This window comes from Brevibacterium metallidurans (genome assembly GCF_037101285.1).
In the GTDB taxonomy this organism is placed as follows: Bacteria; Actinomycetota; Actinomycetes; order Actinomycetales; family Brevibacteriaceae; genus Brevibacterium; species Brevibacterium metallidurans.
This window is the reverse complement of the sequence record NZ_BAAAAF010000016.1, coordinates 40,593-66,718: the sequence shown is the minus strand read 5'-3', so window position 1 is coordinate 66,718 and position 26,126 is coordinate 40,593. Positions and strand designations below refer to the sequence as shown.

The window sequence follows — 26,126 nt, the reverse complement described above, 5'->3', positions numbered from 1 at the left end:
GCCCGCTTTCGAGGCCGCCGAGATCTCCGACCTGTCGCTGAACGACAACCCCACCCGCGCCATCTGCACACTCCACCGATCAGACCCCCGCCGACCGGGAGTGTTGCTTCGACGCTATGACACCACCGATATCCTTTGCGCACATTTCAGCGGCCTGCCGAGTGTGCGACGCTATCGCTCCCCGAAACCACACACGATCTTGGTTGAGGTTCCAGTGGAGATCAATCATCTCCTTCGCCCTGGCTACTGCGGATCCGGCATCCCTTGAGGTGAACATTGAGTAGCTGTCAGCGCCGTCGTCGGACGTGATGGTTTCGATGGTGTCTTGTACCATTGTCGGGCTTCGATCCCTGTGCGCTTGCCACAGATCTTGCACTAGTTGATCATCGTGTGTGAGCACGACAACTTGATGAGCAGGACCGGAATTGGTGTCGAGAAGCCTTCCGATTCCGTCGCCGGCAAGCGCTTTGCGCGAGTGCGAGTCCAACATGTCACTGGGATCGTCAATTACAATCGTCGCTCCCGGGTGGTCACGCTCTATTCGTGCGAGGTGGGCAGACATTCCAAGCATGTCCAGTTGGGCGTCAGAGAAGTGGCCTGTGACGTGCGGGGGCTTGGCAGCTTCCGGGAAGTCAGCGATCCGAAGTTCAAGTGAGGGACGGTATGCCGTCTGGGTCAGGCTGAATCTTATCTGCGGAGTGCCGGTCGGGCCGAGAATGGCGAGCCATTCATTGATCGGTTGTTCGAGCTCCTTGAACTCCTGCTCCACGCGTTCAATGAGTAAGGCCCTGGTTCGTTGGTTTGCCCGGTGCAGAAGGGGCGCGAGGAAATCTTGCTGATGTTCTTGATCTCGAAGCTGCTCTAACGTTGCTTGAGCATCGTGCCTGATGGATGCAACAGCTCGTAGCCTCGCTTCGTCATCGATGGTGTTACGAGAGATCAGTTCATTTGGGCGTGAGGAACGAACTGGTGACAGTTTCGGTTTAGGCCGCGAGTGTGAGCGGCTCGGTCAGTTTGGCTTCGAATTCGATGGGCGTCAAGCCGCCGAGGGTGTCCTGGGCGCGCTGACGGTGGTACTTCCGCTCGATCCAGACGACGATGGCGAGTCGCAGCTCCTGCCGGGTGGCCCACCGTTGCTGGTTGAGCACGTTCGTCTGTAGCAGTGACCAGAACGACTCCATGGCGGCGTTGTCTCCGGCGGCGCCGACGCGGCCCATCGATCCGACCATGTCGTGTCGGTTCAGTTCGCTGGCCATCGCTCTGCTGCGGAACTGGCTGCCTCTGTCGGCGTGCAGGATGCAGCCAGCGACCTCGCCGCGGCGAGTGACGGCGTTGCGGACGGCGTCGACGGCGAGCTTCGCGGTCATCCGGTCCGAGATCGAGTACCCCACGATGCGGTTGGAGAATACGTCCTTGATCGCGCAGCAGTAGAGTTTGCCTTCGCTCGTCCGGTGCTCCGTAATGTCCGTGAGCCAGAGCCGGTTCGGCGCGTCAGCGCGGAACACCCGTTTGACGTGATCGTCGAACACGGGCGGGCCGGCCTTCTTGCCCTTCCCGCGCCGTCGGCGTTGCGCGGACGAGAGAATCCCGGCCTGCGAGCACAGCTTCCACGCCGTCCGCCTGCTCATCCGCCACCCGGCTCGCCGCGCTTCGTCAGCGAGATATCGATACCCGAACGTCGGGTCGTCGTGGTGCGCGTCGTGCAGCGCGTTGATCCGATACGCGCGGAGGACGTCCGCGCTCCGCACGGGATCGTTTCGCCAGCGATAGTAGGGCTGGCGGGCGAGCTTGAGGACCCGGCACGACACCGTCACGGGAATCCCCGCGGCGGCGAGCTCAGCAACGAGCGGGTACGTCATTTTGGGGAGCCACCGAGTTTCAGGTTCGCCTGCGACAGATACGCCGCCGCACGCCGAAGCACCTCGTTCTCCTGCTCAAGCAACCGGATCCGCTTCTTCAGATCCCGCGCCTCGGCGGCATCGGCGGCGGTCTGGCCGGGACGGTTGCCGTCTTCGATATCGGCTTGTCGGAGCCAGTTCTGCAGCGTTGCTTCGCTGATGCCGAAGTCGGTGGCGATCTGTTTGATGGTGACGCCGCTCTCGCGGCGACGAGCGACCGCGACGACGTCTTCGCGGAACTCTTTCGGATAAGGACCGGGCATGATGACATCCTCCCCGCCAGCGCCTCCCGGCACTAACGATCAGTTGTCACCGATTCGTTCCTCACGCCCTTTCGAACGACTTCTATGTTCGCCAGGGAATCAGCAACGTCAGTGCACCAAGTTGATCCACGCGAGTCGTCAGCATTTCCTAATAGCTCTTCGAGGCGTTGTCGCGCTTCGGTCCAATCATCCGTTCGAGAGGCGGATGCCTCATCTGTGGGTGAGGTGGCACGTAACCAGCTGGCAAGGGAGGCTTCAAGTTCGGTCCTGCGAGCCTGTAGGGCTTTCTGCAGTTCGGCTTGTTCGCGAGTTTCACGCGACTCTGCGAGTGAGAGCTGGATGTCTGCGATGCGGTCGTCCGGAACTACGGCCATGGTGCATGCGGGACACGTGACTCCTGGCTCGGCTATCTCAAGGAACTGTCGAAGGAACGCTTCGAGTTCCGAGGACATGCTTGTTGTTCTCTGCGGGGTGCGTTCACCCCTCTCAAGGTCGTCGGCGAGCTGTTGCCATGGTGCTGGCGGGGGCGGCACTGCGAAGATGTCTGGATGTGCGCCTTGTTCGTTCGCCCAACGGTTGGCCTCTGCAACGCCCACCTCGCCAGACAGTTCGGCCAGGAGCAGCTGGAGGTGATCCACGACGTCATCTTTTAGCTGCTTCGACCGATTGCGAAGCTCATCCGCAACTGCCGACCACGTTTCGATGGTGCTGAGTCCGAGCGCTATGCCGAGCGGCGCGGCGCGTTCGGTGCGCTTCGCGTTGACAAGCTCACGAAGGAGACGTCGGGGAAGGATCTGAATGTCAGGATGATTGGGTGCGGGCGCACCGAATTCGGTCCAGGTGGCCACTGCGAGCTCGTTTCTCCGTCGGAATTCGATTCGCACGCGCGGGGGACCGCTAGCACCGTGCTTGCCATTCGACGTCCGATGAGTTATGTGGACTTGGTCCTTCACCTCTGTAGTTGCATTGGGCAAGCCGATTCGTCTTGAAGTATCGCCGTGAACGGCGAGTTCCAGAGCATCGGTGAGGCTGGTCTTCCCCCTGCCGTTGCCCGCGTAGATCACAGTCAGCCCCTCTGAGAGTCGCAAGGTCTGTTCAGGTCCAAAAGACCTGACGCCCCGTATGGACAAAGAGTGGATGGTCGCAATCGCTTCAACTGTCGATGAGATTGCATCAGCGCTCATGTCTGGCAGGTGTTTCTCGATGAGGTCGTCGAGCTCCTCGTCAGTGAGCTCGTCGCCGTCTTCCGTTGCGGCTTCGATCGACTTCTCGATTGCCGCCACGATATCTGCTGTTGCTTGATCGGGCTGAGCCACGATCGCCTCCTCGGTGTGACTTGTCCGTTGAACGAGTTTCCATCCGGACCGTGACCACGATCTTGGATTGCAATTCTGCCGAATTCAACGGTCGACTTGGGGCAACGTAAGGTCACGCGCTTGTCTAAGTTTGGTAAACCCGGAGCACAATCGTTACTCGCCTGGGCGCGCTGCTGGAAAGCAGGGTCGGTTTGAGACCATTTTCACGATATGGAATTGGTAGTGAATTCGTGGGGCCGACCGTCGATTTGCCCGTAACGTCCATTGCGTCGCAGAGAGTCTGCATGCGCACCTCAACGGTGAGGATCTGAGAAGAGATGGCAATGAGCACTCCGAACCCCGCGGGCACACCGTCCGCGCTCAACGAACACGGCACCAAGCTGGTCCCGATCGCAGCGATCTTCGTGTCATGGCTGCTGGTCGTCTCCGACGGCTACGACCTCATCGTCTACGGCACCGTCCAGACCTCGCTCATCGAGGCCACCGGCTGGGGCCTGACCAACGCCTCGATCGGTACTCTCGGCTCCCTGGCCTTCGTCGGCATGATGATCGGCGCCCTCTTCGGCGGCCGCCTCGGTGATCGCTTCGGACAGAAACGCATGGTCATCTCCTGCACCATCGCCTTCACCGTCCTCAACGCCCTCTGCGGCGCCGTCGACTCACCCGTCCTCTTCGGCATTCTCCGCTTCCTCGCCGGCGTCGGCCTCGGCGGCCTCCTCCCGAGTTCGAACGCCCTCGTCGCCGGCCTCGTCGCCCCACGCTGGCGGGCCACCGTCGCCACCATCATGATGTCCGGCGTCCCCGTCGGCGGCGTCCTCGCCGCCCTCACCGGCCTCATCGTCATCCCCACCCTCGGATGGCGATGGATGTTCTTCCTCACCCTCGTCTCACTCCTCATCATCCCCCTCGCCCTGAAATACCTGCCCTCCCGGGCCGATGAGACCGCCCGTGCCGGCGCCGAGGCGACCGCCAAGCGCTCCCTCTTCGCCGGCCCGTACGCGCTCATCTCCGTCCTCTTCGCGATCGCCGCACTCGCCGTGCTCTTCGTGTGGTTCGGACTCGGCACCTGGCTGCCCCGCCTGCTCGAGACCCAAGGCTACGACCTCGGATCCGCGCTGACCTTCACCCTCTCCCTCAACCTCGGCGCGGTCATCGGTTCGATCCTCACTGCCTGGGCGGGCACACGATTCGGCTCACTCGCCGCCGCCTCGGTGGCCACAGCCGCAACGGGAATAGCCATGGTCGTGATGATCTCCGACCAACTGCCCACCACGGTCACCTACCTCCTCCTCGTCGTCGCCGGCATCGGCACCCACGGCTCGCTGTGCCTGATCATCGGCGCGATCAACAACACGTATCCGGCGCAGGTCAGAGGCACCGCGCTCGGCTGGGCGCTGGGCATGGGCAGGCTCGGCGCGGTCCTCGCCCCGCAGGCCGGCGGGTTGCTCATCGGCACCGCCGCCGGGGTCGCGGCCGTGTACTCGGTCTTCGCCGGGGGAGCGATCATCGCCGCCGTGCTCATGGTCGCCCTCATCCTCGTCATCCGCCGTGCCGCACTCGGCACCGGCGACGAGGCGGTCGACTCGGACGCATCGAAGGTCCCGACGGCCTGATCGCCGAGGCGGTCCCGCCAGCCTCATCGTCGAGGCGCCCCGACCCCAACACCACCCCGAAGCTCACCACCACCCTCAAACTAGGAGCAACCATGAAGAAGATCGCCCTCGAAGAGCACTTCGGCGCCACCGACCCGAACATCGTCCAGCAGTCGGAAGAGCACTTCACCCCGCAGGCCTGGCCCGGCAGACGCGCCGAACTGCTCGACATCCACGAAGCTCGACTGCGGCAGATGGACGAGCTCGAGATCGAGAAGGTCATCCTCTCCCTGCTGGCCCCCGGCATCCAATCGCTGCACGACCGCACGCAGGCCGTCGACTGGGCGCAGAGGCTCAACGACTACGCCGCTGACCAGGTTGCGGCGAACCCCGACCGGTTCGAATCCTTCGCCGCCCTGCCGATGCAGGACCCGTACCGCGCCACCGAGGAACTCGAACGCTCCGTAAACGACCTGGGCCTCGTCGGCGCCCTCATCAACGGCTTCTCCCAAGTCGGCGACGAGGACACGGTCGTCTATCTTGACGATCCCCGCTACGCAGAGTTCTGGGCCACCGTCGCCGAACTCGACGTCCCCGTCTACCTTCACCCGCGCGATCCGCTCGCCTCGAAGAGCCCCCAGTACGACGGGCACCCGTGGCTGTACGGATCATCGTGGGCGTTCTCCGTCGAAACCGGCACCCACGCGCTGCGTCTCATGGGATCCGGCCTCTTCGACCGTCACCCCAATCTCACGATCATCCTCGGCCACCTCGGCGAGCTTCTGCCGTACAACATCTGGCGCACGGACCACCGTCTCGCCGTCGCCCCACGCGGCCTCGACGTCGAACACTCCTTCGGGCACTACCTGCGCACGAACTTCTACCTCACCACCAGCGGAAACTTCCGCACCCCGACCCTGCTCAACGCGATCCAGGAGGTCGGTGCGGATCGGATCATGTTCTCCGCCGACTACCCGTTCGAGTCGATGGCGGAAGCGGCGACATGGTTCGACCGGGTCGAACTCAACGATCGTGACAAGCACAAGATCGCCTCCGGGAATGCGCAGCGGCTCTTCGGACTCAGTCCGGTCGAGGCGCGTGCTCCTCGATCTCCGCAGTACACCGGGCGATAGCCTCATGTGTGCGCGTCGCCGAAAGTACGGCGGCGCGCACGCTCGGGGTCGCCACGCTCAGGGCGACCGGTTCGACCGACTGGAACCGGCCGAGCGAGAAGCCCAGAGCATCGACCCCGCGCTCGGTGAGACCCGAGACCTGCGCGTACCCGTCGAAGCGCACCTGCTCCATCATCCGCATGAAGTCCGCGGCTGTCGGAAAGTGCCGCCGCAGCGGTGAGGCCGGGTCGCGCTGCTGGTTGTAGAAGACCCGGATGAGCCATTCGTCGGGCAGCTGTGCGAGCAGCGTGAGCCCACCCGCAGTCGTCGCCGCAGGCAGGACCGCATTCTCCCGACTCCCGACGTACGGTTCGGTGCTGCCGGCGATCGAGATGACGATGCGGACGCTGGTTCCGGTGCGCACCATGAGGTTGCACGTCTCACCGATCTCCTCGACGAGCCGCCGCAGTGGCTCGCGCGCGTTCTCCTGCAGCGCATGGAACTCATCGCTGACCCGCAGCGGCGCGGTGACGGCAGGTCCGACCGTGTAGCGCCGATCATCGAGCTGGACGGCGAAGTCACGGTAGACGAGCATCTGCAGGATCCGGTGGCACGTCGACGGCGACAGATCCGTGCGCGCGGTGATCTCCTGCAGAGGCAGCGGCGCGGAATCGCGGAGGATTTTCACGATGAGCAGCGCACGATCGATCGACTGGATGAACGTGTTCGGAAGCGCACGGAAGTCGAGGTTCTCCATCGTCGATTCCATCCGGTGTCGGTCCCCTCAGCGGTTGGCCGCTCGTGCAGTGTGCCCTCCAGCCTAGAGTCGAATAGGCCCGAAACACAGAGCCGATCGCGTCTTGATCGAGACGCAGAGTGAATGAATCGCCGAGGCGGTCCCGTGGATCTCAGTGCAGTGCTGAAGCGGTCTCCGGCTCGGTGGGATGCGGCGATGCAACAGTTTGCAGCAATACGAGTTGTTGTCATTCTCGTCATCTTCGATAGCGTGGTGAGCACACATCAACGGAAGGTCCAGCTCATGCTCACCCGACTGCACGATGTTCTGCGTCTGCGGACGAACCCGATCATCTTCTTCTCCTCGGCGGCCGTGATCACCCTCTTCGTCCTCGGCACGATCCTCTTCACCGACGCCCTCGACACCGGGGTCTCCGCGGCCTCGGACTGGCTGCTGCGCAACCTCGGATGGTTCTACATCCTCGGCGTCACCGCCTTCCTCGTCTTCCTCATCTACATCGCCGCCTCTCGGTACGGGCGGGCGAAACTCGGTCCCGACGACGAACCTCCGGAGCATTCCAACGGTGCCTGGTTCGCGATGCTCTTCGCTGCCGGGATCGGGTCGATCCTGATGTTCTGGGGTGTCGCCGAACCGGTCAGCCACCTCGGCGATCCGCCGCGGGCAAGCACCGGCATCGAACCGGGCACCGTCGAGGCGGCAGTCGACGCGATGAACTTCACCTATTACCACTTCACCCTGCACACGTGGACGATCTTCACGCTGCCGGCGCTGTGCTTCGCCTACTTCATCCACAAACGGAACCTGCCGCCGCGGGTGAGTTCGATCTTCCAGCCCATTCTCGGCGAGAGGATCCATGGTCCCATCGGCAAGACTATCGACGTCGTCGCGATCATCGGCACGGTCTTCGGCGTCGCGGTCTCGATCGGGCTCGGGACGCTGCAGATCAACGGTGGGCTCGCTCAGCTCTTCGGCATTCCGGAAAGCGCGCTGTGGCAGCTCATCATCATCGGCGTCGTCTGCGGACTCGCGACGATCTCGGTGTCCCTGGGCCTGGACAAGGGTATCAAGGTCCTGTCGAACATCAATATCGTCGTCGCGATCCTGCTGCTCATCTTCATCATCGTTCTCGGACCGACGCTGTTCATGGCGCGCGGGATCTTCGAATCGCTGGGCACCTACATCCAACAGCTGCCGCAGCTCGCCCTGTGGAACGACACTTTCGCCGACACCGGCTGGCAGAGCAGCTGGACGGTCTTCTACTGGGCATGGACGATCACGTGGTCTCCGTTCGTCGGCATCTTCATCGCCCGCATCTCGCGGGGACGTACTATCCGCCAATTCGTGATCGGCGTGCTCGCGATCCCCTCGGCGTTCTCAGTCGTCTGGTTCGGCGTATTCGGCTACGCGTCCTTCGACATCGAATTCAACCAGGGAGGAGGACTCGTCGATCGCGTCGTCAACCAGGGTGACATCCCCGGAGCGCTGTTCGCCTTCCTCGAGAACTATCCGCTGGCAGGACCGGTCTCGACGGTGGCGATCCTCCTCGTCGTCATCTTCTTCGTTACGTCCGTCGACTCGGCTGCGCTCGTCGTCGACACTATGAACAACGGGCACGAGGACTTCAACCCGCTGCCGCAGCGGATCTTCTGGGCGCTCGCGATCGCCGTGGTCACCGCAACCCTGCTCGTCTTCTCCGGCACCGGTGGCCTCGAAGCGCTGCAGTCGACGATCATCCTCGTCGGACTGCCTTTCTTCGTCATCGCCTACTTCCAGATCTATGCACTCATGCGCGCGCTTCGCGAAGATGCAGGGGAGCTGCCAAGGGTGCGGATGAGACGGTGGAAGAAGGTGCTCCCGCCCGAGGAGGTCGAACGCCGCGAGGACGCGGGCGATGAGTTCAACGACGAGTACGACGACTCGGTCGAAACCGTCGTCGCGCCCGAACCCGTAGAACCTGCACCGGAGTTCCGGGACCCATATGTCGACGAGTCTGCGAAGCGCAGTGCCCGGTCGAAGCGGCAGAGCACATTGGCCAGTCGCACCGGGAGCAAAGCCCGACCGAAGGGGGAGTCGGGTTGAGGCGGGTCCGGCATGCCCCAGGAATAATGGAGGCACGCAATTCGGAAGCACAGAAGATTCGGGTGCGGAAGCGCTAGGCTCGGTTCCCACCGGGATTGGGCCATGTTCGAAGCCTGCACGACGAGGTTCCGGAAGGGAGCTCTCGATGGACATCGGCGAAGTGTTATCGGCCGGCGGAGAACTGCTGGGCTGGTGGTTCGAGACGTTCAAGTCCTCGGAAGAGACGCTCGAGACTGAAGACGGTGCCGATTCCGAAGACGGAACCGAGCCCAATGGCCCTGAACCCGACGGTCCCGACGACCAGGGTGGCCCCGAGGCGGAGTGACCGCAGCACAGCAGAGGGCCGGCCGCTCACCTCACTGGTGAACGACCGGCCCCGCGACGCGAACAGCACGTGGGCGGTCACCGACCGCCTGCGCAGCCACAGCCTCGGCGATCAGCGGGACATCACTGCCCGGACTTGATCATCTCCGCGAGCTTCTCACCCATCATCATCACGGTGATGTTCGGGTTGACGGTGGTGATCTCCGGCATCGCCGAGGCGTCGACGACGCGCAGACGGTTGACGCCCTTGACCCGCAGCTGCGGATCGAGCGGCGCCGAGACGTCGTCGGCCGCACCCATCTTCGCCGTGCCCACAGGGTGGTAGACGGTGTTGTGGGTGCGTACGATGTAGTCCTCGAGCTCCTCATCCGTCTGCGCCTCGGTGCCGGGGAACAGCTCACGTCCGGCCCACTCGGACATCGCATCCTGCGAGACGATCTCCCGGGCCTTGCGGATGCCGGCGATCATCACGCGCATGTCGTGACCGTCGGGATCGGTGAAGTAGCGCGGATCGACGAGCGGCTTGTCCCGGAAGTCGCACGAGCGCAGGCGCACCGTGCCCCGCGACCGCGCATGCGTGACGTTCGGGGTGAGGCAGAACGTGTTCTCCGAGGTCGGGTAGCCCTGACGCACGGTGTGCATGTCGAAGGGCACCGAACCGTAGTGCATCATGAGGTCCGGACGGTCGAGCCCATCCTCGGTGGGGGAGAAGATGCCGATCTCCCACCACTGCGTCGAGTCCTCGACCATCGGCTTCTTCGCCTCCCACGAGATCACGCCCTCGGGGTGGTCTTGGAGGTTCTCACCGACTCCCGGCGCGTCGACACGGGTCTCGATTCCCACCTCGGCGAGGTGGTCTGCCGGACCGATGCCCGAGAGCATGAGCAGCTGCGGGGTGTTTATCGCACCGGCGGAGACGATGACCTCCTTCTTCGCCTCGATGCGGTGGGTCTTGCCGAAGGCGTTGTTGACCACGAGGACGCCTGTGGCGTTGTTCTCGTCGTCGAACTCGATCTCCTTGGCCTGGGTGTCGGTGAGGATCGTGAGGTTCTCACGGTCGAGGATCGGGTGCAGGTAGGACACCGATGAGGACGACCGGGTGCCGTCGTCCTTGCGGTTGACCTGGAAGAAGTTCGCCCCGTTGATGACGGTCTCGCCCTCGTTGAACTGCACCTTCGGGATGCCGGCCTGCTCGCAGGCCTCGAGGAGCGCGATGCCGCACGGGTCGACCGGGGGCACGTTCATCAGGCGCACCGGACCGTCATGGCCGTGGTGGTCTCCGGGCAGCTCATTGTTCTCGAGCTTCTTGTACAGGCCGAAGGTGTCCTTCGACCCCCAGCCGGTGGCCCCGTACTTCGTCTCCCACTCGTCGAGGTCCTCCTTCGGCGCCCAGAAGGCGATGCACGAGTTGTGCGAGGAGCACCCGCCGAGGACCTTCGCCCGCGCGTGGCGCATGAACGAGTTGCCGTGCTCCTGCTTCTCGATCGGGTAGTCCCAGTCGAACCCGGATTCGAGGAGCTCCATCCACCGGTTGAGGCGGAGGATGACGTCCTCGTCGACATCGGTGGGGCCGGCCTCGAGCAGGCCGACGGTGACGTTCGGGTCCTCGCTCAGGCGAGCGGCGACCGCGGCTCCGGCCGATCCGCCTCCGACGACGACGTAGTCAAAGCTGTGCGTGGTATCCACGGGGACTCTCCTCATTCGCTCTCGGTGTGCACGGGGAACCAGCCGGTGACGGCGGGCTCGAGGTTGTGGTAGATGTGCTTGGCCTCCTGGTACTCGGCCATGCCGGTGGGTCCGAGCTCACGCCCGAACCCGGACTGTTTGAAACCGCCCCATTCGGCCTGCGGCAGGTACGGGTGGAAGTCGTTGATCCAGATCGTGCCGTGGCGCAGCTTCGCCGCGACCTCCTGGCACTTGCCCGCATCCTGCGTCCACACGGCGCCGGCCAGGCCGTAGATGGTGTCGTTGGCCGTGTCGACCGCCTCGTCGACGGAGGAGAAGGTCTCGACCGTGACGACGGGACCGAACGCCTCATCGGAGACCACGGACATGCCGCGTTCGACCTGGTCGAGCACGGTGGGCAGGTAGTAGTAGCCGTTCTCGAGGTCGCCCTCGCCCCACTTGCCGCCGCAGCGCACACGGGCACCTTCGGCCACGCCCTTCTCCACGTACTTCGTCACCTTGTCGCGGTGGGCGGCGGAGATGAGCGGTCCGGTCTCGGCATCGGGATCGAAGGGCCCGCCGAGGCGGATCTGGGAGGCCCGTTCGACGAGCTTGTCGACGAACTCCTCGGCGATCGACTCCTCGACGATGAGGCGGGCACCGGCCGAGCACACCTGGCCGGAGTGGACGAACGCGCCGTTGAGCGCATTGTCGAGGGCAGCATCGAGGTCGGCGTCGGCGAAGACGACGTTGGGGTTCTTGCCGCCGAGCTCGAGCGCGACCTTCTTCACGGTCGCGGCGGCGTTGGCGGCGAGGAGACGTCCGGTGATGAGGCCGCCGGTGAAGGAGACCATGTCGACGTCCTCGCTCGTCGACAGCGGGGCACCGGCATCGGCACCCGCGCCGAGGATGAGGTTGCCGACTCCGGCGGGCAGCCCGAGCTCCTCCATGACCTGCATCGTCATGATCGCGGTGTGCGGGGTGAGTTCGGCCGGCTTGAGGACGAAGGTGTTGCCCGCGGCCAGACACGGGGCGATCTTCCACGCGGCCTGCAGCAGCGGGTAGTTCCAGGGGGTGATGAGCGCGCACACGCCGACGGGCTCATACGAGATGCGGCTGACGACGGCGTCGGAGCCGGCGTCGACGATGCGACCGGCATCGTTGGCGGCGAGCTTGCCGAAGTAGTCGAAGCAGTTGGCGATGTCGTCCATGTCGATGCGCGACTCGATGATCCGCTTGCCGGTGTCCAGCGACTCGGCGACGGCGAATTCCTCCTTGCGCTCGCGCAGCACGGAGGCGAAGCGGAGCAGGAAGTCACCGCGTTCGCTCGCGGGCACGCTCGACCAGACGCCGGAGTCGAAGGCGCGGCGGGCCGCAGCGATCGCGAGTTCGGTGTCGGCGGGGCTGGCTTCGTCGACGACGGCGACGAGAGTGTCATCGGCAGGATTGCGGATCTCACGGGTGCGGCCGTCCTGGGCCGAGACCCACTGTCCATCGATGAAGAGTGTGTTGGGCACGATGTCTCCTATTCCTGGTGCGATCGTTCGGATGCGTTCGTGTGGTCAGCGATCATAGCCGCCGGCACGATGAGCCGACAGGTGGGCTGAAGGTGGTGGAGAGGAAACCGTCGACGGTGACGGAGATTTCGCCGAGGCGGTTGCGAATCCCCGATGCAGAAGCAGGCTGACGACATCTGTCGTTTCTGCGGCCATGAAAACCCCACTGACTGCGTGTGCATGGGTGGTCGCCCCGGAAGACGAGGCTCTCTGATCGGTTCGCGACGAGTCTAACAGAGCGATCGGGGCGGACTCCGAGGTGGGAACGGCTGTGATCCGAGGGTAGGGGAGCGGGCGATCCGGGTGCGCGGATGCAGGTGGGGGCGTGTCCCCGACCACAAGGTGCCTGACGCGAGCGTGGACTAGAATGGTGCGGAATCATTGAAAAGTCTTTATAGGGAGAATCGTGGCCCAAGGGGATTCGCGAGACAGCCAGCACAACCGCCGACAGGACTCGTCGTCCTCGCGCGGGCCACGACATTCCGACCGCCGAGGCGGCTACGGCGGAGACCGTCGCAACGACGGTGAGCGCCGTGGTGGGTACCAGGGCAATCGCCGTGATGATGACCGCCAGGGTGGTTACCGCGGAAACCGCGGCAATGATGACCGCCGTGGCGGGTTCGGCGGAGATCGCCGCAACGACGGTGAGCGCCGTGGTGGGTACCAGGGCAACCGCCGTGACGATGACCGCCGGGGCGGCTACCAGGGACAGCGCCGAAACGACGACGATCGCCGGGGTGGATATCAGGGCAACCGGCGTGATGACGACCGCCGTGGTGGTTACCAGGGCAATCGCCGTGATGACGACCGCCGTGGTGGTTACCAGGGCAATCGCCGTGATGACGACCGCCGTGGCGGCTACCAGGGCAATCGCCGCGACGATGACCGTCAGGGCGGCTACCGCGGGAACCGCGGCAACGACGACCGCCGAGGAGGCTACCAGGGGCAGCGCCGAAACGACGACGACCGCCGCGGTGGATTCGGCGGAGACCGCCGCACCAACGATGATCGCCGTGGCGGCTACCAGGGCAACCGCCGAGATGACGACCGTCAGGGCGGCTACCGCGGAAACCGTGGCAACGATGGTGATCGCCGTGGTGGTTACCAGGGCAACCGGCGTGACGATGACCGTCGTGGTGGCTATCAGAGCAACCGTCGTGACGATGACCGTCAGGGCGGTTACCGCGGGAACCGCGGTGATGATGACCGCAGGGGCGGCTACCGCGGCGACCGACGTGGCGACTACCGCCGGGACGGCTACCAGGGCAATCGCGGCAGCGAACGCGGCGGCTACGGCCGCAACAACAATGACCGCCGCGCCTCTCGCGCGACCGACACGGGCGACTACGCACGCGAGCAGCGCGCTCGCCGTCCCCGCCTCCAGGAACCCGAGATCCCCGAGGACATCACCGGCAAGGAACTCGACAAGGAGATCCGCGGCCAGCTGCGTTCTCTCGACAAGGAGAACGCCGAGACCGTCGCCAAGCACCTCGTCGCGACCGGCGGTTTCCTCGACGTCGACCCCGAACGCGCCTACGAACACGCGAAGGCCGCAATGGCCCGTGCCGGCCGTGTCGGCCTCGTCCGTGAAGCACTCGGCATCGCCGCCTACCACGTGGAGAAGTACGACGAAGCCGTCCGCGAACTGCGCACGCACCGCCGCATCTCCGGGTCGAACGAGAACATCGCTCTCATCGCCGACGCCGAACGCGGCCGCGGCAAGCCGGAGAAGGCCCTCGAACTGCTCGAATGGGCCAAGGAAGCCGAACTCGACAATGACACTCGCACCGAGCTCGTCATCGTCGCAGCCGGCGCCAAGTCCGACCTCGGCGACATCGATGCAGCCCGCGCGCTCATCGAGGCCGAGGACTTCACCCAGCGTCCGAGCGGTGCGCTCGTCCGCCTGATGTCCGCTTACGCTGAGGTGCTGCGCCTCCACGGTGAGACCGAGCTCGCCGACAAGTACGAAGAGCTGTCCCGCCGCACCGCGAAGGCCACGGGAACGCTGTTCGGCGACGAAGAGCCCGACCCGAACTTCGGCGTCGAGATCGAGACCGTCGAAGAGATTCCCGACGAGGATCTTGAGGGCAACGACGATGCTGACGCTGACTCGAACGGTGACGCTGACTCGAACACCGACGCCGACGTAGAGGCTGACGCGCATGCCGACGCCGATGCAGAGAGCGACGCGGCAGCGGATGACATCGCGTCGACCGACACCGTGTCGACCGGCACCGCGTCTGACGAGACTCCGTCGACCGACGAGGGCACCCCCAGCGCAGATGCCGGGCAGACCGGCTCGACGGACGACGATGCTCCGTCCTCGTCGGGTGAGGCCATCGAGGACTCCGTAGCCGGCGACGCAGCATCTGTGGCCGAAGCGGACGAACCGACCGTGGCCCGGCCTGCCTCGAAGACGCATGTCTCCGAGAAGGAGCTGAAGAAGGTCAAGGTCTCCGACGACGAGATCGAAGCAGAGCTTGACGAGCTCCTCGCCGAAGCAGACGCCGCCGAAGCAGACGCCGCCGAAGCAGATGACGCTGAAGCGGGCGCCTCCGATGCGACCGACGGTGACGCGATCGCCGACTCTGCCGAAGCGCCGAGCGACGGCGACGAGGCAGATGCGACCGACGCCGACGACACCGCGACGGACGACACCGCGACCGACGCTGACGACACCGCGACCGACGAGCCGGAGGGATCGGACTCGGCGAACGGAGATCGGTGACCGAGGCCGCCGAGCACGCCCGAGACCACGGCGTCCCCGCGGGGACGCCGATCGACGGCGTGCTCTTCGACCTCGACGGCGTCGTCTACCACGGCCCCGAAGCCATCCCCGGCGCGGTCACCGGCATCACCGGACTCCACGACCGCGGCATCCCCGTCGGCTATGTGACGAACAATGCGACCCGCACCGCCGAGGTCGTCGCCGCCCACATCTCCGACCTCGGCATCCCCACGGCCCCGACCGACGTCATCACCTCACCGCAGGTCCTCGCGGCCCGCCTCAACGAGGAATACGGCGCGGGCGCGAAGATCCTCCTCGTCGGCACGACCGGGCTCTCCGAGGCGCTCACCCAAGCGGGCCTGACGATCGTCGACTCCCTCGAGGACTCTCCCGTCGCCCTCGCGCAGGGACTCGACCCGCACATCGACTACGCCGGCATCGTCCGCGCGGCCGAGGCGATCACGACAGGCCTCGACTGGTGGGCGACGAACCCCGACTTCTCGATAGTCGGCCGGGCGAGCAGAGTGCCCGGCAACGGCGCCTTCCTCGACATGCTCTCTCGCCTCACCGACCGACAACCGCGCATCGTCGGCAAACCCTCCCCGGACGTCATGACCCACGCCGGGAAGCGGCTCGGCGCCGCCCGCCCGCTCATGGTCGGCGACCGCCTCGACACCGACATCGAAGGCGGCAACCGGGCAGGCTTCGACACCGCCCTCGTCCTCACCGGCGTCCACGACCTCCACGACGCCCTGGCCGCCGACCCGATCCGCAGGCCCACGTTCATCCTGCCGACGCTTGACGACCTGCCGCGCGTGCTCGACGCCGCGATGGGGCGGCCGCAGGCACCAGAAGGAAACGGCGTCGAGCTTGCCCCCACCGCCGGCGGCAGGGAGCTCCACCTCGCCGAGGCGGCACTCACCGACCCGGCCGCGATCGAGGACGCGCTGCGCCTGGCCTGGCAGGCGATCGACGCCGGTGAGAGCATTGAGCCGGGAAACCTGCCGAGGAGGATCGATGACTGAGACCCCGAACGCCCCCGGGACCCCCGTCCCCACCCCGGGAAGCGCCAACAAGGACGTCCCCGCCGAGGCGTGGAAGCGGGATCTCGCGACGGCCGCAGAGGCCCCGGCCGCCGACCGGCACACCACGATCTCCGCCCTCCTCGACGACCTCGACGCCCAGGTGGGTTCTCTGTGAGCCAGCCCGGCCCGACCGACCCCGGCCCGATCCCTCCCGGTCCGATCCCTCCTGGCCACCCCGGCCCCGACGACGCCCCATCGCACGGACCGCAGCCCCGCACACGCCTCGACCGTGCCCTTGTCGACCGCGGCCTGCTGCCCTCCCGCTCCCGCGCCGCCCGCGAGATCGCCGCCGGCCGTGTGAGCGTCAACGGCGCCACCGTGGTCAAACCCGCCGTCGAAGTCACCGCCGCAGACACCCTTACCGTCGACGACCCGGACCCGTGGGTCGCCCGCAGTGCCCACAAACTCCTCGGCGCCCTCACCGACTTCGGCGTCGACCGCCTCGACGGGCTCACGGCACTCGACGCCGGCGCCTCGACCGGCGGATTCACCCAGGTCCTCCTCAGCCGCGGCGTCGGCGAGGTCTGGGCCGTCGACGTCGGCCACGACCAGCTCGCCGAGATCCTGCGCACCGACGCCCGCGTCCACGTCCGCGAAGGCCTCAACCTCCGGGCCCTCGCAGGCTCCGACGTGCCCGCCCACGGCGTCGACCTCGTCGTCGCCGACGTCTCCTTCATCTCCCTGCGCCTCCTCCTCGAACCCCTCCTGGCCACCGTCCGCCCCGGCGGCGAACTCCTCCTCATGGTCAAACCCCAGTTCGAACTCGCCCGCTCCGTCCTCGACAAGCACGGCGTCGTCACGAAGCCCGCCGACCGCCGCCGCGCGATCGCCTCCGTCCTCGACGCGATCGACGCGACAGGGGCCCGCGTCACCGACATCGCCGCCTCGGCGCTTCCGGGACCCAGCGGAAACCGGGAGTACTTCCTGCGTGTTCGACCCGAATCCACCCCACCTGCGTCCGATAGGCTCGATACGGCGGCGGTCCGCGCCCGCCTCGAGGAGATCATGGAAGGAGAGTCGTGAGCCGGTACATCATGGTGCTGCTCCACCCGCAGCGCGAGGACTCCGCGGTCGCCGCGGTCCAGGTGTGGAAGGCCCTCCTCGACGACGGCATCACCCCCGTCGTCCTCGACGAGGAGATCCTCGACGTCGCCTCCCGCAGCTCCTACCCCGACGTCCACCAGGACCTCCTCTCCCGCTGCGTCATCATCAGCGCCAGCCAGCTCGCGACGTGGAAGACCAAGTGCGAACTCGTCATCGTCCTCGGCGGCGACGGCACGATCCTGCGCGCCGCCGAACGCTTCCACGGCTCCGGGGTCCCGCTCATGGGCATCAACCTCGGTCACGTCGGATTCCTCGCCGAAAGCGAGAAGGAGGACCTCGCCGAGGCGGTCCACCGTGCCTCCGAACGCGACTACCTCGTCGAGGAGCGGCTCGCCCTCGACGTCAGCGTCTGGCATGAGGGCGAGCAGATCTACTCGGCCTGGGCGCTCAACGAGGCGACCGTGGAGAAGACCTCGAAGTCCCGGATGATCGACGTCGTCCTCGGCGTCGACTCCCGCCCCGTCTCTGCGTTCGGCTGCGACGGCGTCATCCTCGCGACCCCCACCGGGTCGACCGCGTACTCGTTCTCCGCCGGCGGACCCATCGTGTGGCCCGAGGTCGAAGCGCTCCTCCTCGTCCCGATCTCCGCCCACGCGCTGTTCACCGAACCGCTCGTCGTCAACCCGAACTCCCGCCTCGGCGTGGAGATCACCCCATCGAACCCCGACTTCGCCGCCGTCCTCTGGTGCGACGGCCGCCGGGCCCTCGAACTGCCCGCCGGGGCCCGGGTCGAAGCGAAGCGCTCGGAGTCCCCGATCAAGCTCGCCCGCCTCCACACCGGTCCCTTCACCGACCGCCTCGTCGCGAAGTTCCGCCTCCCCGTCTCCGGGTGGCGGGGACCGATCGAGGGAGGCTGAATGATCTCCGAACTGCGCATCTCCCACCTCGGCGTCATCGCCGCAGCCGAGGTCGAACTCGCCCCCGGATTCACCGTCGTCACCGGTGAGACCGGTGCCGGCAAGACGATGTTCGTCTCCGCTCTCAGCCTGCTCATGGGGGAGAAGGTGGGTGCCGGCGTCGTCCGCACAGGCGCGGAGAAGGCCGAGGTCGAAGGCATCTTCACCGAGGTGCCCGAGCCCGTGCAGACCCGCATCGAAGAAGCCGGGGGCAGCGCCGACGACGAGGCGATCATCTCCCGCACCGTCGCGAGCAAAGGCCGGGCGCGGGCGACCGCCGGGGGCCGGACCGTGCCCATCGGGGTCCTCTCCGAGATCGCCGATGACCTCATCACCCTCCACGGCCAGTCCGAACAGCTCCGACTCAAAGGCCAGACCGCGCAGCGCCGCCTCCTCGACTCAGCCGGGGGACCCGCCCTCGCCGACGCCGCTGAGGCGTACCGGACCGCGTTCGGACACTGGCGGGAGACCGAGGCCCGCGTCCAGCGGATCAAGGACTCCACCGCGGCCAGGCGCGAACGCATCCTCTGGCTCCAGGGCTGCCTCGACGCGATCGACAAAGTCCGCCCCCAACCCGGCGAGGACGAGGCGCTCACCGCCCTGGCCGCGAAGCTCGGTGCCGCAGCTGACATCACCCGCGCCGTCGGCGGCGCCCACGACCTCCTGCTGGGCTCCGAACTCGATGAGACCGGTGCCGCCGTCGACCGCGTCCACGAAGCGATCAGCGCACTGACCGACGTCGAGAGCTCCGACCCCGAACTCGTCCGCATCCGCGAGGGCCTCTCCGACACCGTGCTGCGCCTCTCCGACGCGGCCGCGGAGCTGAGCTCCTACCTCTCCGGCTTCGACGAGCTGGGGGAGACCTCGCTCGAGGAGACCGAAGCCCGGCGCGCCGAACTCGGAACGCTCGCCCCCTACGGGGAGACCGTCGCCGAGGTCCTCGACTTCGAGACCCGCGCGGCCGCCGAACTCACCGAACTCGAAACCGAGGACCGCGACCTCGACCAGCTCGACGCCGAACTCGCCGCCGCCGAGGCGGCCATGCGGGAGACCGGTGCCGCCCTCAGTGAGGCCCGCCGGGCGACCGCGGAGACGTTCTCTGCCGCGGTGAGCGAGGAGCTCACCGCCCTGTCGATGCCCAAGGCGCAGGTGCGCTTCGAGATCGCCGACCGCGAACCCACGATCCACGGCCTCGACGACATCCGCCTCACCTTCGCCCCGCACGACTCCTCACGCGGTGACGACATCGGGAAGGTCGCCTCCGGCGGTGAGCTCTCCCGCGTCATGCTCGCCATCGAAGTCGTCCGCGCCGCCGAAGACGGAGTGCCCACATACGTCTTCGACGAAGTCGACGCCGGAGTGGGCGGACGGGCCGCCGTCGAGATCGGCCGCAGGCTCGCGAAACTCGCCCGCCACGCCCAGGTCATCGTCGTCACCCACCTCCCGCAGGTCGCCGCGTGGGCCGACACGCACGTGACGATCGTCAAGGACGACGACGCGGAGACCGTGCGCTCAGGGGTGCGGGAACTGAGCGAGGACGAACGCGTCGTCGAGCTCTCCCGCATGCTCGCCGGGATGGAGGACTCCGCCTCGGCGAAGGCCCACGCAGCCGAACTCCTCGACTCAGCGCGGCAGGTCAAAGCCGGGTCCGTCGCGGCCTCATGAGAGAATAGGCGAACCATGAAAGCGCGCAGACTACGGGAGAACCCCCCTGTCCCGACCCGGTCCGATGCGGCCCCGGCCAAGCTCGACCGACGGACGAAGGACCTCACGAAGCGCTTGGCCCCCGGTGACATCGCGATCATCAAGCACTCCGACATCGACCGCGTCTCCGCCGAGGCGCTCGTCGCGTGCCGCCCCGTCGCCGTGATCAACGCGGACAAGTCGATCTCCGGCCGCTACCCGAACCTGGGCCCCGGGATCATCGTCGACGCGGGCATCCCGCTCATCGACGCCACCGGGGCTGAGATCTTCGACACGGTGGCAGAAGGCGACGAGATCAGCATCGATTCGGGCACCGTCTACCTGGGCGGCACCGAGGTGGCCTCCGGCGTCTTCCAGACCCCGGAGACCATCGCCGAGGACATGCACGAAGCCGAAGCCGGCATGAACTCCGTGCTCGTCGACTTCGTCGACAACACCATCGAGTACATCCGCAAGGACTCCGACCTCCTCTCCGCCGAACTCGTCGTCCCAGACGTCCGCACCGACTTCAGCGGCCGCCACGCCCTCATCGTCGTCCGCGGCTACCACTACAAAGAGGATCTCGCGATCCTCGCTTCCTACATCCGGGAGTACCGGCCCCTGCTCATCGGCGTCGACGGCGGTGCCGATGCGATCCTCGAAGCCGGCTACAAACCCGACATGATCGTCGGCGACATGGACTCCGTCTCCGACTCCGCGCTCACCTCCGGGGCCGAGATCGTCGTCCACGCCTACCGTGACGGCCACGCCCCGGGCACCGAGCGGGTCCAGGCCCTCGGCGTCGACTGCGTGGCCTTCGCCGCCTCCGGCACGAGCGAGGACATCGCAATGCTGCTCGCCGACGACAAAGGCGCGGACCTCATCGTCGCCGTCGGCACCCACGACACCCTCATGGAGTTCCTCGACAAGGGACGCAAGGGCATGGCCTCGACGTTCCTCACCCGACTGCGCGTGGGCTCGAAGCTCATCGACGCCAAAGGCGTGTCCCTGCTCTACCGGCAGCGGATCTCCAGCCTCCAGCTCACCGTGCTCATCATCGCCGGTCTCGTCGCCCTCGGCGTCGCACTCACCGCGACCGCGGCCGGGCAGACGTTCCTCGGACTCATCGCCGCCCAGCTCGACAGCGTCTTCGGGTGGATCGGCTCCCTGTTCGGCGGCGACCCCGCTGTGACCTCCGACTCCGCCGGCGCGTTCTGGGCCGGACTCGACTCAAGGACACTCAAGTGATCGACTTCCGCTACCACCTCGTCTCCCTCGTCTCGGTCTTCCTCGCCCTCGCCGTGGGCATCGTCCTCGGCGCCGGCCCCCTCAAGGAGCCGATCGGCGAGTCTCTGCAGAGCCAGGTCGACGCCCTGCGCACCGACCGCGACGACCTGCGCGGGAAGCTCGAGGCCGCCAACGGCAACATCGACAAGCAGAACGACTTCGTCACCGCCGCAGCCCCCGAACTCATCGGCGACACCCTCAAGGGCACGACGATCACGATGATCTCCGCCCCCGACGCCCAGCAGGAGCAGGTCGAACAGGTGAGCAACCGCATCAAGGAGGCAGGCGGCACGATCGCCGGCGACGTCTCCTTCGTCGACGACGCACTCAGCGTCAGCGGCGCCGGGGACTTCCTCACCACCCTGCGCGGCATCGTGCCCACCCTGCCGCAGGACGATGCCACAGCCATCCGCTCGGCGCTCGTCATCGCCCTGACCGGCAAGGCCTCGATGCTCGCCGAAGGCAAGGACCGCGACGACGCGCAGGCCAAGGCCGGGGAGCTCTTCACCGCCTTCGTCGACGCCGGCCGTCTGCGCACCGACACCGACCACAAGACCACCGACCTCTTCGTCATCATCGACGACGAGGACTCCCAGCTCGCCGACGAGACGAAGCCGAGCCCCGACGCCACGAACGACCAGGCGACCCGCGACATCATCACCGAGTTCGTCAACGCCCTGACCGCGGAGGCGAAGTCCGTCGTCGTCGCCGGCGACGCCGCCTCGGCGCAGAACGGCCTCGTCTCCGTGCTCCGCACCGAGAAGTCCCGCGCCTCCACCGTCGACGGGCTGGGCCTGAGCGCCGGCGCCATCATCACGGTCCGCGCGATCGCCGCCGGCAACGCCGGCACCCACGGCCACTTCGGCTTCGCCTCTGACGCCGAATCGATCCTGCCCGGGAAGGTCTGACATGATCCGCACCCTCGTGTCCTCCGCCGTCGCCGGACTCATCGGCTACGGCGTGACGAAAGCCGTGCTCCACTCGCCGCTGCGCACCCACCGCTCGACCGTGCGGACCAACCACGCCGGACGCGATGTCTCCCTCGTCGAAGGACCCGCCGTGACCGCGGGTCTCCTCGCCGGCAGCGTCCTCATCGAGGACCCCCGCCAGCGCGCGGCCACCCTGCTCGCGACCTCGGTCTCCGGTGCCCTCGGCGCCGTCGACGACTTCATGGAATCCGGGTCGTCGAAGGGTCTGCGCGGCCACCTCAGCGCTCTGGCCCACGGTGAGATCACGACCGGGGCGATCAAGGTCACCGGCATCCCCGTCGCCGCGATCATCGCCGCCGCCGTCCTCGGCTCAGAGGCCGACCGCCGTCACGGACTGCTCGACTGGGTGCACCCGGTTCAGGAACGGTCCTGGTGGCAGGCAGCGGTCGAGACCGTCGTCACCGGCGGCGTCATCGCCGGCACCGCGAACCTCTTCAACCTCCTCGACCTCCGCCCCGGTCGCGCGCTCAAGGCCGGGCTCCTCGTCGGAGGTCTCATGCCGCACCAGCGGCACGTCACCTGCGTGCCGACCGCCGTGGTCACGGGCACGAGCATCGCCGCGTGGCCCGATGACCTCGACGGGTCCGTCATGCTCGGCGACACCGGCGCCAATGCGCTCGGTGCCGCCATCGGCACGACTCTCTCTGCGAACCTGACGCCCAGACAGCGCGCCGTCGTCCTCGCCGTCCTCGTCGGACTCACCCTGGCCAGCGAGAAGGCCTCCTTCACCACCGTCATCGAATCCACCCCCGGACTGCGCGAGATCGACGCCTTCGGGCGAGCGGTGAAGTGAATAAGCTGGTACGGGTCTTCGCCTCCGCGGCGCTGCTCGTCTCGGTCATCACCCTCATCACCCGACTCGTCGGGTTCCTCCGGTGGCTCGTCTTCTCCGGGTCCGTCGGCGCCGGCACCGTCGGCACCGCATACCAGAGCGCCAACCAGGTGCCGAACATCCTCTTCGAGGTCGTCGCCGGCGGCGCTCTGGCCGGAGCGATCATCCCGCTCCTTGCGATCCCGCTCGCCCGTTCGGACCGGGTCACGGCGGGCCGCATCGCCTCGGCGTTGCTGACCTGGGCGGTGAGCGTGACTCTGCCCCTGTCGGTCATCCTCGCCGTCTTCGCCCAGCCGATCGCCGCCCTCCTCGTGCCCCGCGCGGGAGACGAACAGGTCGCCACGGCCGCGTTCCTCCTCATGTTCTCCCCGCAGCTCGTCCTCTACGGCATCGGCGCGGTCCTCACCGGTGTCCTCCAGGCCCACCGGAAGTTCCTCTGGCCGGCCTTCGCCCCACTGCTCTCGAGCCTCGTCGTCATCGGCTCCTACATCACCTACCGCAGCGTCGGCGGCACGGATGCCACGTGGGAGACCCACATCGGGTGGCTCGGCTGGGGGACCACCGCCGGTGTCGCCGCCCTCGCCCTCCCGCTGGCCCTGCCCATGCGCAGCACGGGACTGAGCATCCGCCCCACCTGGGTCTTCCCACCCGGGGTGGCCCACCGGGCACTGCGCCTGGCCGGGGCCGGAATGACTGCACTGCTCGCCCAGCAGGGTGCCGTGCTCGTCACGATGCTCCTGTCCAACCGATCCGGCGGAACCGGCACGTTCGTCCTCTTCAACTACATCAACGCCGTCTACCTCCTGCCCTACGCCGTCCTTGCGATCCCCGTGGTCACGGTGATGTTCCCGACCCTGTCGACCTGGGTCGGGCGGACCAAGGACGCCGAGCTGCCCCCGGAGGATCGGGCGGGCGCGGGAGTGCGGCTGCGGTCGATGACGGCGACCACCTCGGCGGTCATCGTCACCATCGGACTCCTCGGCACCGTCATCCTCTTCAGCGCCGCCGGCCCCCTGCAGTCGTTCTTCACCGCCATCGACGCCGTCGGCGGGAAGGACGCCGCACCGTTCTCGGCGATGAGCACAGCGATCATGGTCATGGCCCTCGCCGTGCCCGGCTGGTCGTTCATCGCGTGGGGATCGCGGATCTTCTACGCCCTCGAGCGCTCCCGGCACGCCGCTGTCGCGACGACGACCGGGTGGGTCCTCGTCATCGTCGGCATGGTCGCGGCGATCGCCCTCACCGAGGCGGCCGGCAGTCCCGGCCGCACGCTCGTGGCGATCTGTCTGGGCTATGTCATCGGCATGAGTGCGGCCGCCGTATCGCTGCTCGTCTCGATCCGTCGGGTCCTCGGCCCCGAGGCTCTGCGCGGTCTCCTCCGCCGGGGTCTGCGCTCCCTCGGTGCCGCCGCGGTCGCCTCGGGCATCGGCGTCCTCGTCGCGTGGTGGCTCACGGGCCTGCTCGGCACGGCCGCCGTGCCCTCGGTCATCGTCGGCGTCCTCGCAGCCCTCGTCGGGGTCCTCGTGTTCGCAGGCCTTCACCTCCTCGATCGCAGCTACATCGCCGAGGTGCGCGGCATGCTCGCGTCCCGCCGGCAGGCCCCGCCCGCCCAGGACCCGGCCGTGCCGACCGTTCCCGAACCCGGCCCCGACCACGAGGGCCCCGGCATCCCGCCGTCGACGCCCGGCACCGCACCCGGCGCCGCTCCGGGCGCCGCCCCCGGACCCCAGTCGGACTCTGATGAGGAGAGACCATGAGGATCGTCTACGTCATCGGCACCTCGACGGGGGGGGTCGGCACGCATGTGCGGGCCCTGGCCCGCGACGTCGCCGCCGCCGGCAACGAGGTCGGCGTCATCGGACCGGCGGAGACCGATGAGCACTTCGGCTTCTCCGCCCTGCCCGGGGTGCGCTTCGCCGCCCTCGAGGTCGGCACCGGCGTCGACCCGCGCGACACCGTGCTCGTCGCCCGGCTGCGCCGCATCCTGCGCGGCTTCGGCCCCGATGTCGTCCACGCGCACGGCTTCCGCGCGGGCCTGCTCGCCTACCTCGCCACCCGGCTGCTGCGCCCCCGACCGCGCTTCATCGTCAGCCTCCACAACCGCGCCTCGGGCACCGGGGTGCGCGGAAGCGTCGAGACGGGGATCGAACGTCTGCTCGCCCGCAGCGCCGATCTCACGCTCGCCGCGAGCACCGACCTCGTCGTCCGCGCCCACGAGCTCGGCGCCCGTGACGCCCGCTTCGCCCCGGCCGCAGCCCCCGCCGTGCGCACCGTCACCCCCGCCGAGGCGGCAGCGACCCGCCGCGCGCTGGCCGCGCAGTTCGGGTTCTCCGTCGACGCCGTCATCGTCCTCGCCGTCGGCCGGGTCGCCCCGCAGAAGAACTACGGCATGCTCGTGCGCGCCCTGACCCGCCTCGGCGCGGACGCGGACCACCGCCGCGACGTCGACGCAGACCGGGCCGACGGCGTGGACGACGCCGAGGCAGCGGACCGACGCGAGATCGTCGTCCTCGTCGCCGGGGCCGCGGATGAGACCGTGCTCGCCGACATCCGTGCACAGTACGCCGAGGCCGCGGCCGCCTCGGCGCTGCCGGCTCTCCATTTCCTCGGCGCCCGCCAGGACATCGCCGAGCTCGGTGCCGCCGCGGACATCTACGTGCTCACGAGCGTGTGGGAGGCCCGCGCCCTCGTCCTCCAGGAGGCGCTCATCACCGGGCAGCCGATCGTCGCCACGGCGACCGGCGGGACCCCGGAGCTCGTCGCCGACGCCGGTGTCCTCATCGAGTCCGACGACGACGCGGCGCTCGCCGAGGCGATCCGGACCCTCGCCGCCGACCCGGAGCTGCGCGAGGAACTGGGGGAGCGGGCCCGCAACCGCGGCCGTGAGCTGCCCGACGAAGCCGCCGTCGCCGCCGAGCTCCTCGCCGTCTACGCCGAGGCTGACACCGAGCGCTGAGCCG

General features: G+C 67.5%; 21 protein-coding genes. 15 read left to right on the top strand and 6 right to left on the bottom strand.

Features of this window, described 5'->3' with window-relative positions:
* Positions 1 to 79: 79 nt before the first annotated feature.
* The 3 genes from AACX88_RS15555 to AACX88_RS15545 form a co-directional block, all read right to left on the bottom strand.
* On the bottom strand, positions 80 to 769 hold the full coding sequence (locus AACX88_RS15555; RefSeq protein WP_339393776.1) for a hypothetical protein: 690 nt from the start codon (positions 767 to 769) through the stop codon (positions 80 to 82).
* 214 nt (positions 770 to 983) lie between these two features.
* Positions 984 to 2,161 (bottom strand): IS3 family transposase gene (locus tag AACX88_RS15550; protein ID WP_420805736.1). Its coding sequence is split into 2 segments (ribosomal slippage): positions 984 to 1,892 and positions 1,895 to 2,161, totalling 1,176 coding nucleotides; the frame shifts between segments, so codons are not numbered across the junction.
* Positions 2,162 to 2,193: 32 nt separating this feature from the next.
* Positions 2,194 to 3,477, bottom strand: coding sequence for an AAA family ATPase (locus tag AACX88_RS15545; protein WP_339393775.1), 1,284 nt, complete (start codon positions 3,475 to 3,477; stop codon positions 2,194 to 2,196).
* Positions 3,478 to 3,800: 323 nt separating this feature from the next.
* Between AACX88_RS15545 and AACX88_RS15540 the strand changes: the two genes are divergently transcribed.
* Both AACX88_RS15540 and AACX88_RS15535 read left to right on the top strand, forming a co-directional pair.
* Entirely contained in the window at positions 3,801 to 5,090 is a 1,290-nt protein-coding gene (locus AACX88_RS15540; RefSeq protein WP_339393774.1) for an MFS transporter, read from the top strand.
* 92 nt (positions 5,091 to 5,182) lie between these two features.
* Complete coding sequence (locus tag AACX88_RS15535) at positions 5,183 to 6,202, top strand: amidohydrolase family protein (RefSeq protein ID WP_339393773.1); 1,020 nt, start codon at positions 5,183 to 5,185, stop codon at positions 6,200 to 6,202.
* Here the strand turns inward: AACX88_RS15535 and AACX88_RS15530 are convergent.
* Positions 6,150 to 6,938, bottom strand: a complete 789-nt coding sequence (locus tag AACX88_RS15530) for an IclR family transcriptional regulator (protein WP_211979122.1) — start codon at positions 6,936 to 6,938, stop codon at positions 6,150 to 6,152. The two genes, AACX88_RS15535 and AACX88_RS15530, sit on opposite strands and share 53 nt — an antisense overlap.
* 282 nt (positions 6,939 to 7,220) lie before the next feature.
* Between AACX88_RS15530 and AACX88_RS15525 the strand changes: the two genes are divergently transcribed.
* Both AACX88_RS15525 and AACX88_RS15520 read left to right on the top strand, forming a co-directional pair.
* Complete coding sequence (locus AACX88_RS15525; RefSeq protein ID WP_339393779.1) at positions 7,221 to 9,017, top strand: BCCT family transporter; 1,797 nt, start codon at positions 7,221 to 7,223, stop codon at positions 9,015 to 9,017.
* Positions 9,018 to 9,162: 145 nt separating this feature from the next.
* Positions 9,163 to 9,342, top strand: a complete 180-nt coding sequence (locus AACX88_RS15520) for a hypothetical protein (protein WP_339393772.1) — start codon at positions 9,163 to 9,165, stop codon at positions 9,340 to 9,342.
* A gap of 122 nt (positions 9,343 to 9,464) precedes the next feature.
* Here the strand turns inward: AACX88_RS15520 and AACX88_RS15515 are convergent, their stop codons facing one another.
* The gene (locus tag AACX88_RS15515; protein WP_339393771.1) at positions 9,465 to 11,042 is read right to left on the bottom strand and encodes a GMC family oxidoreductase; all 1,578 of its coding nucleotides are present in this window, start codon (positions 11,040 to 11,042) and stop codon (positions 9,465 to 9,467) included.
* Complete coding sequence (locus tag AACX88_RS15510) at positions 11,039 to 12,523, bottom strand: aldehyde dehydrogenase family protein (RefSeq protein ID WP_339393770.1); 1,485 nt, start codon at positions 12,521 to 12,523, stop codon at positions 11,039 to 11,041. Before AACX88_RS15510 ends, AACX88_RS15515 begins: the two co-directional genes overlap by 4 nt.
* Positions 12,524 to 12,968: 445 nt before the next feature.
* Between AACX88_RS15510 and AACX88_RS15505 the strand changes: the two genes are divergently transcribed.
* Genes AACX88_RS15505 through AACX88_RS15455 form a run of 11 tightly spaced genes read left to right on the top strand, consistent with a single transcriptional unit; the run spans position 12,969 to position 26,122 of the window.
* Entirely contained in the window at positions 12,969 to 15,290 is a 2,322-nt protein-coding gene (locus AACX88_RS15505; RefSeq protein ID WP_339393769.1) for a hypothetical protein, read from the top strand.
* Entirely contained in the window at positions 15,287 to 16,315 is a 1,029-nt protein-coding gene (locus AACX88_RS15500; RefSeq protein WP_339393768.1) for an HAD-IIA family hydrolase, read from the top strand. The genes AACX88_RS15505 and AACX88_RS15500 overlap by 4 nt, the downstream gene beginning before the upstream one ends.
* The gene (locus AACX88_RS15495; protein ID WP_339393767.1) at positions 16,308 to 16,490 is read left to right on the top strand and encodes a hypothetical protein; all 183 of its coding nucleotides are present in this window, start codon (positions 16,308 to 16,310) and stop codon (positions 16,488 to 16,490) included. Before AACX88_RS15500 ends, AACX88_RS15495 begins: the two co-directional genes overlap by 8 nt.
* Positions 16,487 to 17,398 (top strand): TlyA family RNA methyltransferase, encoded by a 912-nt coding sequence (locus tag AACX88_RS15490; RefSeq protein ID WP_339393766.1) that lies wholly within the window; start codon positions 16,487 to 16,489, stop codon positions 17,396 to 17,398. The genes AACX88_RS15495 and AACX88_RS15490 overlap by 4 nt, the downstream gene beginning before the upstream one ends.
* A complete protein-coding gene (locus AACX88_RS15485) occupies positions 17,395 to 18,336 on the top strand; it encodes an NAD kinase (protein WP_211979132.1) in 942 nt (313 codons plus the stop codon). Before AACX88_RS15490 ends, AACX88_RS15485 begins: the two co-directional genes overlap by 4 nt.
* Positions 18,337 to 20,040, top strand: a complete 1,704-nt coding sequence (gene recN / locus AACX88_RS15480) for a DNA repair protein RecN (RefSeq protein WP_339393765.1) — start codon at positions 18,337 to 18,339, stop codon at positions 20,038 to 20,040. It begins immediately after the preceding gene.
* Positions 20,041 to 20,055: 15 nt separating this feature from the next.
* On the top strand, positions 20,056 to 21,306 hold the full coding sequence (steA, locus tag AACX88_RS15475; RefSeq protein ID WP_339393764.1) for a putative cytokinetic ring protein SteA: 1,251 nt from the start codon (positions 20,056 to 20,058) through the stop codon (positions 21,304 to 21,306).
* Positions 21,303 to 22,253, top strand: a complete 951-nt coding sequence (locus AACX88_RS15470) for a copper transporter (RefSeq protein WP_339393763.1) — start codon at positions 21,303 to 21,305, stop codon at positions 22,251 to 22,253. The genes steA and AACX88_RS15470 overlap by 4 nt, the downstream gene beginning before the upstream one ends.
* Before the next feature lies 1 nt (position 22,254).
* Positions 22,255 to 23,127, top strand: a complete 873-nt coding sequence (locus AACX88_RS15465; protein ID WP_339393762.1) for a hypothetical protein — start codon at positions 22,255 to 22,257, stop codon at positions 23,125 to 23,127.
* Positions 23,124 to 24,923, top strand: a complete 1,800-nt coding sequence (gene murJ / locus AACX88_RS15460; protein ID WP_339393761.1) for a murein biosynthesis integral membrane protein MurJ — start codon at positions 23,124 to 23,126, stop codon at positions 24,921 to 24,923. The genes AACX88_RS15465 and murJ overlap by 4 nt, the downstream gene beginning before the upstream one ends.
* Positions 24,920 to 26,122 carry a glycosyltransferase gene (locus AACX88_RS15455; RefSeq protein ID WP_339393760.1) on the top strand — a complete coding sequence of 401 codons (1,203 nt, stop codon included), beginning with the start codon at positions 24,920 to 24,922 and terminating at the stop codon, positions 26,120 to 26,122. The genes murJ and AACX88_RS15455 overlap by 4 nt, the downstream gene beginning before the upstream one ends.
* Positions 26,123 to 26,126 lie beyond the last annotated feature (4 nt).